The following is a 13,840-nucleotide window of genomic DNA, read 5'->3' on the forward strand; positions in this document are numbered from 1 at the left end:
GTCATGCAAGGTCGTCGCAATTTCGTCAAAGGTCTGGGCGCTGGCGCAGCGCTGGCTGCATTCGGCGGCATCGCCAGCCGCAGCGCCTATGCCCAGGGCAGCGGCCCGCTGGAGCAGGTGCGCATTCTGTACGGTTTTCCCGCAGGCAGCGCTGGTGACTCGGTGGCCCGCCGTGTGGCCGAAAAAATGGGCGGCAGCAGCTACACCAGAAATATGGGCGTGGTGGAAAACAAGCCCGGTGCCGGTGGCCGCATCGCGCTGGAGAATCTGCGCAACTCCGTGAGCGATGGCTCGGTGATTGCGCTGTCCCAGGTCTCGGCTTTCTCCATCTACCCGCATATCTACAGCAAGCTGACCTATCAAGCCAAGGATTTCGAGCCGATCTCCATCGGAGCCATCATGCACCACGGTCTGGCGGTCGGCCCCGCCGTGCCGGCCGAGGTCAAGACGCTCAAGGATTTTCTGGCCTGGTGCAAGAACAATCCCGACAAGGCCAGCTTCGGCAGCCCCGGTGCCGGCAGTCAGCCGCATCTGCTGGGGGCTCTGCTCAGCCTGCGCTCGGGCGTCAAGCTTAGCCATGCGCCTTATCGTGGCATGGCTCCCGGCGTCTCGGACGTCGTGGGCGGCCAGATCGCAGCCATCATGGGCACTTGCGGCGACTATCTGAGCTATTACAAGGCCGGCAAGCTGCGCGTGCTGGCCACCAGCGGGCCGCAGCGCAATCCCTATCTGCCCAATGTACCCACGTTTGCCGAGCAGGGGTTTGCCGATCTGACGGCTGAAGAGTGGTTTGGCTTCTATGCCAATGCCAAGACGCCCGCCGATGTGCGTGCACGCGCCCATGCGGCCATCACGACAGCGCTCAAGAGCGATGCGCTCAAGGAAAGCCTGGGCGTGGTGGGCCTGATTGCCACCAGCTCCACGCCCGAGGAAATGGCCCGTTCGCAGCAGGCCGAGTTCGAGCGCTGGGGCCCCCTGGTCAAACAGATCGGTTTCACGGGGGACTCCTGATGGCCCCCAGTATCGAATAGCATTCGAGTCGAGATTTTTCAGACAGGCTCAAGCCTGCGCATAGTGATCGAACAATAGAGGAGACAAACATGCAAGATCGTCGCAATTTCGTCAAAGGCCTGGGCGCTGGCGCAGCGCTGGCCGCATTCGGGGGCATCGCCAGCCGCAGCGCCTATGCCCAGGGCAGCGGGCCACTGGAGCAGGTGCGCATTCTGTACGGCTTTCCCGCAGGCAGCGCCGGAGACTCAGTAGCGCGTCGCGTGGCCGAAAAAATTGGGGGCACCAGCTATTCCAAGAACATGGGCGTGGTGGAAAACAAGCCCGGTGCCGGTGGCCGCATCGCGCTGGAAAATCTGCGCAACTCCGTGGGCGATGGCTCGGTCATCGTGCTGTCCCAGGTCTCGGCCTTCTCCATCTACCCGCATATCTACAGCAAGCTGACCTATCAGGCCAAGGATTTCGAGCCGATTTCCATCGGTGCCATCATGCACCACGGTCTGGCGGTCGGCCCCGCCGTGCCGGCCGAGGTCAAGACGCTCAAGGACTTCCTGGCCTGGTGCAAGAACAACCCCGACAAGGCCAGCTTCGGCAGCCCCGGTGCGGGCACCCAGCCGCATCTGATCGGCTCCCTGCTCAGCCTGCGTTCGGGCATCAAGCTCAGCCATGTGCCCTATCGCGGCACAGCGCCTGCCGTGTCCGATCTGGCCGGTGGCCAGATTGCTGCCGTGATGGGCCCCAGCGGCGACTTCCTGAGTTACTACAAGGCCGGCAAGCTGCGCGTGCTGGCCACCAGCGGGCCGCAGCGCAATCCCTATCTGCCCAATGTGCCCACGTTTGCCGAGCAGGGGTTTGCCGATCTGACGGCTGAAGAGTGGTTTGGCTTCTATGCCAATGCCAAGACGCCCGCCGATGTGCGTGCACGCGCCCATACGGCCATCACGGCTGCGCTCAAGAGCGAGGCTCTCAAGGAAAGCGTGGGTGTGGTCGGTCTGATTGCCACCAGCTCCACGCCCGAGGAGATGGCTCGTTCGCAGCAGGCGGAGTTCGAGCGCTGGGGCCCCCTGGTCAAGCAGATCGGCTTTACGGCTGATACCTGATCACCCCCTGAGCCGCTTTGCGGCTTCCCCCTCTCTCGCTGCGCGGTAGGGGGACGATGCCCTTACTGCGGGGCGGCCCTTGCTTGGCATCCATGGCTTGAGCCGCGCTTCGGCATGAATGGGCAGCCTTTAGAGATTTTTATTTGCTGCTTGGCAGCCGGTTTTGTATGTCCTATTTGCCTGCCAGTCCCGATAACGCGTTTCTTCTTTTTGATGTGCTCAAGGCCGATGAGCAGTTGCAGCGCTTGCCGGCGCATGCCGCCACGGATCAGGCGCTGATGCATCAGGTACTGGAGGAGGCCGGCAAATGGGTGGGCGAGGTGGTGGCACCGCTGTCGCGCGAAGGTGATGAGGTCGGCGTGCAGTTTGCAGCGGGCAAGGTCACCACGCCGCCTGGATTTGCCCAGGCCTATCAGGACTTCTGGCAGGCGGGTTGGCCTGCGCTGGCCTGTGCCGAGGAGGACGGCGGCCAGGGGCTGCCCTGGGTGCTGGAAGGTGTGCTGTATGAATGGCTGAGCGCCGCCAACCATGGGTGGACCATGGCTCCGGGCTTGCTGCATGGCGCTTATGAGTGCCTCAAGCACCATGGCAGTGAGGCCTTGAAGAGTGCCTATCTGCCGAAGGTGGCCAGCGGCGAATGGCTGGCAACCATGTGCCTGACGGAGGCCCATGCGGGCAGCGATCTGGGACAGGTTCGCACCCAGGCTGTGTCGGCTGGCGCGTCGGAACTGGGCGAGCGCTTCGAGATCAGTGGCAGCAAGATTTTCATCTCTGGCGGTGAGCATGACCTGAGCGCGAACATCGTGCATCTGGTGCTGGCGCGCCTGCCCGGAGCTCCGTCAGGACCCAAGGGGCTGTCGCTGTTTCTTGTACCCAAGCTGCTGCCTGGCGGTGAGCGCAATGGCATGGTCTGCGAGCGCATCGAGGAGAAGATGGGCCTGCATGGCAGCCCCACCTGCGTGATGCGCTTTGAGGCAGCTCAGGGGTGGCTGATCGGTCAGCCCGGCGCGGGTCTGAACGCCATGTTCGTCATGATGAATGCCGCGCGTCTGCATGTGGCACTGCAGGGCATAGGCCTGCTGGACGCGGCATGGCAGAAGGCCTATGCCTATGCACTGGAGCGCCGCCAGATGCGTGCTCCAGGGGCGGTGCCTGCCTCGCGTGGCGCTGGCGATGCAGCAGATTTGATCATCGAGCACCCGGCCATTCGCCGTACGCTCGATCTGCAGCGTGCCTGGGTGGATGGCGGACGCGTGCTGGCCTACCAGACCGGTATTTATCTCGATGTGGCGAGACATGCCGAAAGTGCCCGTGAGCGCGAGCAGGCCCAGCAGTGGTGCAGCCTGATCACGCCCATACTCAAGTCCGCCTGTACCCAGCAGGCTTTCGAGGGAGCCAGCGCCTGTCTGCAGGTATTCGGCGGTCACGGCTACATCCGCGAGTGGGGCATAGAGCAGATCGTGCGCGATTCGCGCGTGGCCATGATCTACGAGGGCACCAACGAGATTCAGGCCATCGACCTGCTGGTGCGCAAGGTCTTGCCCGATGGCGGCCAGGCCATGGGGCAATGGCTGCTGGGCCTGCGCAAAAGCCTGGATGCAGGCCGGGCGCTGGATGCAGAGGTGCTGCGGTGCCTGGCCCAGCTGCGCTACTTCACCACGGTGCTAGCGCAGGCTTGCAAGGAAGATGACACCCTGGCCTGGCGCGTGGCTGATGACTATCTGCGCAGTGTGGCTGTGGTGTTGCTGGGCTGGGCCTGGGCACGTATCGCGACCACCGAGGGTAGCGACGGCGAGCGCTGGCAAGGTCCATGCAAGCAGGTGCAGCAGCGCATCCTGCCCGAGATGGACTGGCGTCTGGGTCTGATGAAGGCGCAGTGGGCGCAGGCTTCCGTCGTACACGGCAACCAGCTGTTCAGCCCTGCTCACTGACCAAAATGGCTGCAAGATGCAGGCAAGACCGGCACAATTGCAGTCTTTCATCGCGCTCCTGGATTGCTCTTTTGCCTTCGAAGTTGACATCCCCAATGCTCGCTCACAAGACCGCCGAACCAGACTCCAAGCCTGTGCGCCCTGCGCGTAGTTCTCGCTCCAGAGAAGCCGAGGCGGCCGGTTCGAGCCCGGAGAATGAGTCCAGCAGCGCTGGCGAGGTCTTTGCGGTCGATCAGGTCGATGCCAGCTTTCTGGAGTCGCTGCTGGGCTACAACGCCAGGCGTGCCTCGCTGTCGCTAGTGGGCGTCTTCATGCGCTGCATGGAGCGTTTTGACCTCAAGATCGTCGAGTTCTCGGTGCTGTCTCTGGTGGGCAGCAATCCGGGCATCACCTCGCGCCAGCTCTGCCAGCAACTGGCCGTGCTGCCGCCCAATATGGTGGGCATGATCGATGCGCTGGGCAAACGCGGTTTTCTGGAACGGCGTCCACATCCGCGTGACGGGCGCGCAACAGGGCTGTATCTGACCGCCGCAGGGGGCGAACTGGTGGACACCGCCGAGCCTGAACTCAAGAGCAGCGAGGCCCGCTCCATCGCGCATCTGAGTGCGACCGAGCAGGCGCAGCTCATGGAGTTGTTGCAAAAGCTGTACCGCTGATCCCGTGGCATGGCGCAGATCCTGCGCCCGGCGCGATAATGTGCGGCATCATGCAGATTCGCTTTACCAAGATGCAAGGCGCGGGCAACGACTTTGTCGTGCTCGACGAGACCCAGGCTCGTCTGGGCCTGAGTGCCGCCCAGTACCGCTACCTGGCCAACCGTCACTTTGGCGTAGGAGCCGACCAGATACTGACCGTGCGCCCGGCGCCCTCGGAGGGCGTGGACTTTGAATATGTCATCCACAACGCTGATGGGGGTGAGGTCGAGCAATGCGGTAACGGCGCGCGCTGCTTTGCGCGCTATGTGCATGACAAGGGCCTGACCGACAAGAGCGTGATCCGCGTGCAGACGCTCTCAGGCGTCATTGCTCCCGAAATCCATGGCAATGGCCGCGTCACGGTCGATATGGGTGCTCCTCAGCTGGACCCGGCCAAAGTGCCTTTCTTAACTGAAGGGCTGCAGGCCGAAACTCTGGGTTCGGCGCAAAAATGGCCGCTGACGCTTGATACGCCTGTGCAGCCAGCTACAGTCTGGATAGCGCCTGTCTCCATGGGCAACCCGCACGCGGTGCAACTGGTGGACGACGTGAATGCCGCTGCGGTAGAGGTCCACGGACCGTTGATTGAGAGCCATGCCCGTTTTCCTCAGCGCGTGAACGCGGGCTTCATGGAGATCGTCAACCGCGGCGAAGTCAATTTGCGTGTCTATGAACGCGGTGCCGGCGAGACCCTGGCCTGCGGCACAGGGGCCTGCGCCGCCGTGGTGGCAGGCATCGGCTGGGGTCTGCTGGACCAGCGCGTGGATGTGCATACCCGAGGCGGTCTGCTGACCATTGAATGGGCCGGCGCAGCGCAGGATCGCGTGCGCATGACAGGCCCCGCCGAATTTGTTTTTGAAGGCCAGATCGACATACCTGATACCTTATGAACAGCTTGACCGACACCGCCATGACTGAAGAGTCGATTGCCGACTATCTCCAGGAAAATCCCGACTTCTTCGAGCGCAACGCCGAAATGCTGACGAGCGTGCGCTTGATCAGCGGCCACGGCCCGCGTGCCGTCAGCCTGCAGGAGCGTCAGGCAGAGATGCTGCGCGAAAAGATCAAGGGTCTGGAGCATCGCATCATGGACATGGTGCGCCATGGCAGCGAAAACGCCTCCATCGCCAACAAGATTCATCAATGGACCCATGCCCTGGTCAAGGTGCAGGACCTGCGCGAGCTGCCCCATGCGCTCACTGCCAGTCTGCAGCACACCTTCGATGTGCCCCAGGTAGCGCTGCGTCTGTGGAATGTGGCGGGTGCGCACAGCGGCACCGTCTACACCATGGGAGTGAGCGATGATGCCAAGGCCTTTGCCTCGTCGCTGACGATGCCGTTCTGCGGTCCCAATATGGGCTTCGAGCCTGTGACCTGGCTGCCCAATCCGAATGCGGTGCAGTCGGTGGCGCTGCTGACTCTACATGATGGCGCCATGGACAGCACCTCCAATGCCTTCGGCATGCTGGTGCTGGGCTCGCCCGACCCGCTGCGCTTCGACGCCACCATGGGGCTGGAGTTTCTCTCGCGCATCTCCGAGCTGGCCAGTGCCTCGCTCTCGCGCATGCGTGCTCCGACGCTGACGCTGGCGCACGGCTGACGCAGCAAAAGGTTGCAGACATTGATGCCAGAGCGCGAGCAGCTCTCTTTTGAGGAGCAGTACGCGCAGCTGCCGGAAGTTGTCCACAGCTATCTGGAGCATGTGCGGGTGCAAAAGCGTCTGGCCGACCGCACGCATACGCTGTATGCGCTGGACCTGATCAAGCTGCAGAGCTTTGCGCAGGCGGCAGACCAGGAACTCTTGACGCTGCAGCCGGCGCATATCCGCCGCTTTGCTGCGCAAATGCACAGCGCCGGCCGCAGCGCACGCGGCATTGCTCTGATTCTTTCGGGCTGGCGCAGCTTTTTCCGCTGGGCGGCCCAGCGGGAGCTGGTGCCGTTCAATCCAGTTGAGGGAGTGCGTGGCCCCAAGGCTGCCAAGCCACTGCCCAAGGCGCTGGCCGTGGACGACGCCGTGCAACTGGCCAGCTTTCAGAACTCCGATGCCGACCCGTGGATAGAGGCGCGCGACGTTGCCATGACCGAGCTGCTCTACAGCAGCGGCCTGCGTGTGGCCGAGCTGGTGGGGCTGGATCTGCGGCCGGACCAACAAAGCCTGCAGCAAGGCAGAGGCTGGATCGACCTGGAGGCGGGTGATGCCCATGTGCAGGGCAAGGGCAGCAAGCGCCGCATCGTGCCCGTGGGGCGCATGGCGATCGAGGCCTTGCAGCGCTGGCTGGCGCTGCGCAGCAGCGCGCTGACCGGGGAGGCACAGTTCAAGGCGCAGGATGAGGCGGCCTTGTTCATCGGTCGCCGCGGCGAGCGGCTCGGCAGCCATTCGGTCTGGTCACGGCTCAAGCAGCGCGGCCAGCGGGCGGGGCTGGCCTCGGGCGTGCATCCGCATGTGCTGCGTCATTCCTTTGCCAGTCATATGCTGCAGTCCAGTGGCGATCTGCGTGCCGTGCAGGAGTTGCTCGGGCATGCCAGCATCGCCACAACCCAGATCTACACACGCCTGGATTTTCAGCACCTGGCCCAGGCCTATGAAAAAGCCCACCCGCGTGCCCAGCGCAGCAGCGCAGCCGAGAAGCCCGGAGGGCGACGCAAGCCCGAGGACAAGGAAGAGGACTGAGAATTCATTTTTGATAGCTTTAAGCGCTTACTGGGTAAGCGTTTGAGGTGTATTTTTAATGAAATATATGCAGCCCCTGCTGACCGTGCGCGCTTGAAAGCGCCGCTACACTCCCCAGCTGTTATCACCGGGGCGCGCATAGGGATGCGTCGCCCAGGTGTTTTTTGGACAGCCGCATGTGGCGGCTGGCCGCAGCAAGAGGTTTCAACGCATGGCTCTCATTCCAGTCACCATCCTCACGGGCTTTCTGGGCTCGGGCAAGACCACGCTGCTCAAGCGCGTGCTGCACGAATCCCACGGCATGAAGATCGCCGTGATCGAGAACGAATTCGGCGAGGAGAACATCGACACCGATATTCTCAGGACCGAGTCGAAAGAACAGATTCTGCAGATGAGCAACGGCTGCATCTGCTGCACCATCCGTGAAGATCTGCGCGAGGCCTTGCAGCTGCTGGCTGCCAAGCGCCGCAAGGGACAGGTCGACTTCGACCGCATCGTGATCGAGACCACCGGCCTGGCCGATCCCGGTCCTGTGGCCCAGACCTTCTTCATGGATGATGAGATCGCCGAGACCTATCTGATCGACTCCATCATCACTCTGGTCGATGCCAAGCATTCCAACCAGCAGCTCGACGACCGCCAGGAAGCGCGTCGCCAAGTGGGTTTTGCCGATCAGATGTTCCTGTCCAAGACCGATCTGGTGACGGAAGCGGAAAAAGAGGCTCTGATCCATCGCCTCAAGCACATGAACCCGCGCGCGCCCATTCGCGCCGTACATTTTGGCGATGTGCCCCTGAGCGAAGTGTTCGACCTGCGTGGCTTCAACCTGAACGCCAAGCTGGACATCGACCCCGACTTTCTCAAGGAAGACGATCACGAGCACGCTCATCACGACCACAGCGCCTGCGACCATGACCATGGCCAATGTGAGCACGATCACGACCATGGACACCAGCATGACGAGCATTGCGGGCACGACCACCATGACCACGAACATGGCGAGCACTGCAATCACCCGCACCACCATCACCACGACGATGATGTGAAGAGCTTCGTCTACCGCGCCGATCGCGCGTTCGACCCCGCCAAGCTGGAAGACTTCCTGGGAGCCATCGTCAATATCTACGGCCCCAAGATGCTGCGCTACAAGGGCGTGCTTGACATGAAGGGCACCAGCCGCAAGGTCATCTTCCAGGGCGTGCACCAGCTCATGGGCAGCGATCTGGGCCCGGAGTGGGAAGCCGACGAAAAGCGTGTAAGCAAAATGGTCTTCATCGGTATCGATCTGCCCCAGGACATCCTCCGCCAGGGACTGGACCAATGTCTGGTGTAAACCCTGAGTTTGCCTGCCGTTTTGGCGAAAGCTAACGGTTTGCTGACAATCACTGACGGCCTGCCAAGCAGGCCGTTTTTTTTGTCTGTTATTTCTCGCAAACTGCTCGAAACAGGCGCAGGCTTTGTTGCAAATTGTGGGGTATGTGCAACGGAGACGGGCAGGGGGGAGTTGCGTGGCTACAATGCCGCCCCTAAAGAGGGTGTTGGAGCAATCCGGCCCGGCAAGGGCTCTGTACTGTAAGGAGACAGGACGTGACCGCTGTGAAAAGTAAACCGCCCAAGGCCGCAGTCAAGACTGCGGCAGCGGCTGTGCACGCCCGCAGCGTCGAGACCTCTTTGGTGGACGCCGCGTTGGACAACCCGGTGCTGGCACCTGCAGCAACGGAAAACTCTTCCAAATCGTCCAGATCCAAGCGTTCTGCATCGCCTCCTGCGCGGCAGCCTGAAACAGATGTTCCGCCCGTGGCCGCTTCGGCAGCCAAGGCAGCGGCAACCATGAGAGATACGAAAGCAATGACCAACACAAAGCAAGCTGTGCCCAAGAAAGACCCCAAGCTGGCCAACGCCTGGAAGACCAAGTCGGTAGAGGAGCTGACCGATGCTGAAGTGCTGGCCATGTCCGATGACGATTACATGAACGATGCACAGCTGGCGTACTTCCGTCGCAAGCTGGTCGCGCTCAAGAACGACATGCATGTGAATGCCGGTGAAACCGCAGAAAACCTGCGTGAAGACACTGTGGTCGTACCCGATCCCGCCGATCGCGCGACCATTGAGGAAGAGCATGCTCTCGAGCTGCGCACCCGCGACCGCGAGCGCAAGCTGCTCAAGAAGATCGATCAGTCCATCGCTCGCATTGATGCCGGCGACTACGGCTACTGCGATGAAACTGGCGAGCCCATCGGCGTCGGTCGACTGCTGGCGCGTCCCACGGCTACACTGTCGCTGGAAGCCCAGCAGCGCCGTGAGCTCAAGCAGAAGATGTACGGCGATTGATCTGCGTCAGGTGTTGGTGGGGCAGCAGGCAGCAAACTAGAGGACCATGGTGAAAGAAGAAAACAAATCGGGAGGGCTGCTGTCCAAGGTGGCGCGTTTTGTGCGTCACCCGACCGTGAACTGGTCCGATTTGGAGAATCTCAACCAGGACAGCGAAGAAAGCCAGTACAGCAAGCAGGCGCTCAAGGAAATGCTGGAGCGCAAGCGCCAGAACGACTTTGTGCGCAAGCGCGAGTTTGAGCAGCTGCGCAAGCTGCGTCAGGCCCAGTTGTCCAAGGCGGCGCTGAGCGCCAGGGTACCCCTCGATACACCAACGCCAATGGCTGCGTCCTCTTTTTTGCATACCGCCCAAAGCTCCGTGCCCGGCGAGCGCGCGGAGACCATCAAGAAGATCGACGAGATCGAAGCGCAGATGGCCCAGCAATGGTGGCGCGGCAAGCAGGCTGCTGATGCCGCGACCATGCCGCTGCAGCTACCCGAGGCGGGGAACACCATGCCTTCGGTGTTCAAGACCCAGCCGCCTTCGATCAGCACCCTGCCTTTGCTGCAGGATGTGTTGCCCAGCGACCTCAAGCTGCCGCCGTCGAGCGGGCAGGGCCTTCCGGCGGGCATGCCTGGCCTGCGTGGCGAGACGGATTTTTCCCCGGGGTTTGCGACGACCGAGGTTTCAGCCCCGACCGATATCAATATGGTGCCGCCATCCTTTGCGCGCTTCGAGCATGACGCCGCGCTGGAGGATGCCGCGATTGTGTTTGCCAGTGGTGATAACGCTGCGGCAGAGGCCTGTCTCAAGGCCTTGATTGCCGAGCGCGCCCAGGATACGCCGGCGCAGCTGCAGGTCTGGCTGGCCTTGCTGGACATGTACCGTGCGGCCGGCATGCAGGCCCGGTTCGAAGACGCGGCCATGGACTTCGTGGCGCGCTTCGGTCGCTCCGCTCCGCAGTGGTTTGTGATGCCGCAGCAGGCGGGCCGCCTCAGCGAAACCCTGTCGGATACCGCAGCAGCGTCGACCGGCCTGCGCTGGCAGGCGCCGGTGCAGCTGGACGAATCCGGCTTCAAGGCCTTGCTGGCCAACAAGGCGCGCAGTGTCGGCGGTGCAGTCATGGACTGGAGCGCTCTGGAAGGCTTTGGCTCCGGCGTCCAGAAACCGTTGCTGGATGCGGCGCAGCGCTGGGCCGGCGAAAAAGGATCTCTGGTTTTTGCCGGTCACGAGAGATTGCTGGCGGTGCTCAGCAAGCACACCCCGTCTGGCGACCGCTCTGTCGATCAGGACTGGTGGTATTTGCGTCTGGCCATGCAGCGCCTGATGCATCTGCAGGACGAATTTGAGCTGACGGCGCTCGACTACTGTGTGACCTACGAGTTGTCGCCTCCCTCCTGGGAAGATCCGCTATGCACGTATGCGAACGAAGGGCAGGCGCAGAACCAGCGCGCCCAGGACAGCCGGCTTCTGGGGCCGGATACGCTTCAGCCCGGCATGCTGTGGAAAGAGCACAAGCCACGTTTTGCGCTGCAAGGCGTGATCGACGGCGACGCATTGCCCTGGCTGGCCGAAGTGCAGGAGAAGGCCAAGCTTGGCGAAGCCATCGCGATTGACTGTACGCGTCTGGTGCGCATGGATTTTGCGGCCGCCGGCTCGGTGCTGAACTGGTCGGCTCAGATGCAGGAGCTGGGTCATGTGCTGCAGTTCAGTCAGCTGCATCAGCTGCTGGCGGTGTTCTTCAATGTTGTGGGCATTCAGGAACACGCCCAGGTACTTCCAAGGCGGGATTAATCCCCTCGAGCCGCTTTGCAGCGTGCCCCGCAATTTCTTTTCCTGACGCTCTTGAGGTTGCCGCAGGCAGCCCCCATCTACAGCAGATGGAACAGTTTCACGGCACCACCATTTTGAGCGTGCGCCGCCAGACTCCCGAGGGCGTGCAAGTCGCCATCGGCGGTGATGGTCAGGTCACATTGGGCAATATCGTTATCAAGGGCACGGCGCGCAAGGTGCGCAAGCTCTATCACGGCAAGGTGCTGGCGGGTTTTGCGGGGGCCACCGCAGATGCCTTCACGCTGTTCGAGCGCTTCGAGGCCAAGCTGGAAAAACACCAGGGCAATCTGACCCGTGCCGCGATCGAGCTGACCAAGGAGTGGCGTACCGACCGTGTGCTGCGCAAGCTCGAAGCCATGCTGGCAGTGGCCGATGCAACGACCTCCCTCATCATCACCGGCAATGGCGACGTTCTGGAGCCCGAACAGGGCATCGTGGCCATCGGCTCCGGCGGCGCCTATGCGCATTCTGCCGCCAAGGCCTTGCTGAACAATACCGAGCTGTCGGCTGAGGATGTGGTTCGCAAATCCCTGGCGATTGCCGGCGAGCTGTGCATCTACACCAATATGAATCACACGATCGAGACGCTGTAAGCACCTCGACTATCCGAATTGATAGCTGCTGGCGCTTTATGGATGGGCGCTAGAGGCATATTTGATTGAGAATTCACATGTCTTCTGCCATGACTCCCCAGGAGATCGTCTCCGAGCTGGACAAGCACATCGTCGGCCAGCATGGTGCCAAGCGTGCGGTGTCGATTGCCTTGCGCAATCGCTGGCGCCGCCAGCAGGTGCCCGAGGGCCTGCGCCAGGAAATCACGCCCAAGAACATTCTGATGATCGGCCCCACGGGCGTGGGCAAGACGGAGATCGCACGCCGCCTGGCAAAGCTTGCCGATGCGCCCTTCATCAAGGTCGAGGCGACCAAGTTCACCGAAGTGGGCTATGTGGGCAAGGATGTGGACGCGATCATCCGCGATCTGGCCGAGGTTGCTGTCAAGCAGACGCGCGAGTCGGACATGAAGAAGATGCGTGCTCGCGCCGAAGATGCCGCCGAGGAGCGCATTCTCGATGTACTGATCCCCCAGGCCCGCACCGGCGAAGTACCGGCCGACAACACGGCGCGCCAGGTTTTCCGCAAGAAGCTGCGCGAAGGTCAGCTTGACGACAAGGAAATCGAGATCGACATCGCCGAGCAGATGCCTCAGGTGCAGATCATGGGCCCCCAGGGCATGGAGGAGATGGCCGAGCAGCTGCGCGGCATGTTCAGCCACATGGGCCAGGAAAAGCGCAAGACGCGCAAGCTCAAGATCGCCGAGGCCTTGAAGCTGCTGACCGATGAGGAAGCGGCCAAGATGGTCAACGAGGAAGACGTCAAGACCCGCGCCATCGCCAATGCCGAGCAAAACGGCATTGTCTTCATCGATGAAATCGACAAGGTGGCGACGCGCCAGGAAACCAGCGGCTCCGACGTCTCGCGCCAGGGCGTGCAGCGCGATCTGCTGCCCCTGGTCGAGGGCACCAGCGTCTCGACCAAGTACGGGGTGGTCAAGACCGATCACATTCTGTTCATCGCTTCGGGCGCTTTCCATCTGTCCAAGCCCAGCGACCTGATTCCCGAGCTGCAGGGGCGCTTTCCCATTCGCGTGGAACTGGAATCTCTGTCGGTTCAGGACTTCGAGGCGATTCTCATGCAGACTCACGCCTCCCTGGTCAAGCAATACCAGGCGCTGCTGGCGACCGAAGGCGTGACCCTGGAGTTCAAGCCCGAGGGCATCACGCGTCTGGCGACGATTGCCTTTGACGTCAACGAGAGTACCGAGAACATCGGTGCGCGGCGCCTGTCCACCGTGATGGAGCGTCTGCTTGACGAAGTCAGCTTCGATGCGGCCAAGCTTTCGGGTCAGACCGTGGTCATTGATGCCGCCTATGTCGATCAGCGCCTGCAGGTGCTGAGCAAGGATGAGGATCTGTCGCGCTTCATTCTTTGAGGAACGCAGCGCTTGAAACCAGCTGCCCGCCTGTGCGGGCAGTTTGCATTTGTAGGAGAAGGTCGAGACTTCGATCAGTTCTTTCCATTGAATTGAATGGTTGCAATTGACGTCACCTAATGAGAGTCCACTTGCATTGACTTTGCTAAGTGCTTGTAAAGGAAAGGTATTTTCGAAATAAGGCTTTTCTTTTTCTCTCTAAGTGCTTGATTTCATTGCAAATAATTGTTCCTTCGGGTTTGGAATCACCTGAAATTGCTGCTACAGTGCAAAAAAGTGCAATTAAGTGGTGAAAGCTGCC

At 61.7% G+C, this 13,840-nt stretch carries 12 protein-coding genes; all 12 read left to right on the forward strand.

Translation table 11 applies throughout. The features are described from left to right. Positions 1-3 precede the first annotated feature (3 nt). The 12 genes from F3J24_RS07765 to hslU all read left to right on the forward strand — a co-directional run bounded on the left by F3J24_RS07765 (position 4) and on the right by hslU (position 13,539). On the forward strand, positions 4-1,011 hold the full coding sequence (locus F3J24_RS07765) for a Bug family tripartite tricarboxylate transporter substrate binding protein (RefSeq protein ID WP_167004365.1): 1,008 nt from the start codon (positions 4-6) through the stop codon (positions 1,009-1,011). Positions 1,012-1,100: 89 nt separating this feature from the next. After that, a complete protein-coding gene (locus F3J24_RS07770) occupies positions 1,101-2,108 on the forward strand; it encodes a Bug family tripartite tricarboxylate transporter substrate binding protein (RefSeq protein WP_167004368.1) in 1,008 nt (335 codons plus the stop codon). Positions 2,109-2,275: 167 nt separating this feature from the next. Next, entirely contained in the window at positions 2,276-4,039 is a 1,764-nt protein-coding gene (locus F3J24_RS07775; RefSeq protein WP_167004371.1) for an acyl-CoA dehydrogenase family protein, read from the forward strand. A 95-nt stretch (positions 4,040-4,134) separates the two neighbouring features. Next, positions 4,135-4,695 (forward strand): MarR family winged helix-turn-helix transcriptional regulator, encoded by a 561-nt coding sequence (locus F3J24_RS07780; RefSeq protein WP_167004374.1) that lies wholly within the window; start codon positions 4,135-4,137, stop codon positions 4,693-4,695. Between the two features lie 50 nt (positions 4,696-4,745). Further along, positions 4,746-5,624 carry a diaminopimelate epimerase gene (gene dapF, locus F3J24_RS07785; RefSeq protein WP_167004377.1) on the forward strand — a complete coding sequence of 293 codons (879 nt, stop codon included), beginning with the start codon at positions 4,746-4,748 and terminating at the stop codon, positions 5,622-5,624. Beyond that, positions 5,621-6,334 carry a DUF484 family protein gene (locus F3J24_RS07790; protein ID WP_167004380.1) on the forward strand — a complete coding sequence of 238 codons (714 nt, stop codon included), beginning with the start codon at positions 5,621-5,623 and terminating at the stop codon, positions 6,332-6,334. Before dapF ends, F3J24_RS07790 begins: the two co-directional genes overlap by 4 nt. 24 nt (positions 6,335-6,358) lie before the next feature. Next, a complete protein-coding gene (locus tag F3J24_RS07795) occupies positions 6,359-7,405 on the forward strand; it encodes a tyrosine recombinase XerC (RefSeq protein ID WP_167004383.1) in 1,047 nt (348 codons plus the stop codon). Positions 7,406-7,616: 211 nt separating this feature from the next. Then, positions 7,617-8,738: a GTP-binding protein gene (locus F3J24_RS07800; protein WP_167004386.1), complete on the forward strand. Its 1,122-nt coding sequence runs from the start codon at positions 7,617-7,619 to the stop codon at positions 8,736-8,738. A 254-nt stretch (positions 8,739-8,992) separates the two neighbouring features. Next, entirely contained in the window at positions 8,993-9,736 is a 744-nt protein-coding gene (gene dksA, locus F3J24_RS07805) for an RNA polymerase-binding protein DksA (protein WP_370527724.1), read from the forward strand. A 46-nt stretch (positions 9,737-9,782) separates the two neighbouring features. After that, positions 9,783-11,510, forward strand: coding sequence for an STAS domain-containing protein (locus tag F3J24_RS07810; RefSeq protein WP_167004389.1), 1,728 nt, complete (start codon positions 9,783-9,785; stop codon positions 11,508-11,510). A gap of 86 nt (positions 11,511-11,596) precedes the next feature. Continuing rightward, positions 11,597-12,142, forward strand: a complete 546-nt coding sequence (gene hslV, locus F3J24_RS07815) for an ATP-dependent protease subunit HslV (RefSeq protein WP_003051248.1) — start codon at positions 11,597-11,599, stop codon at positions 12,140-12,142. Positions 12,143-12,219: 77 nt separating this feature from the next. After that, complete coding sequence (gene hslU, locus F3J24_RS07820) at positions 12,220-13,539, forward strand: ATP-dependent protease ATPase subunit HslU (RefSeq protein ID WP_003051251.1); 1,320 nt, start codon at positions 12,220-12,222, stop codon at positions 13,537-13,539. Positions 13,540-13,840: the final 301 nt, after the last annotated feature.

It is taken from the genome of Comamonas sp. Tr-654, from assembly GCF_011752915.1.
Taxonomy (GTDB): Bacteria; Pseudomonadota; Gammaproteobacteria; order Burkholderiales; family Burkholderiaceae_C; genus Comamonas.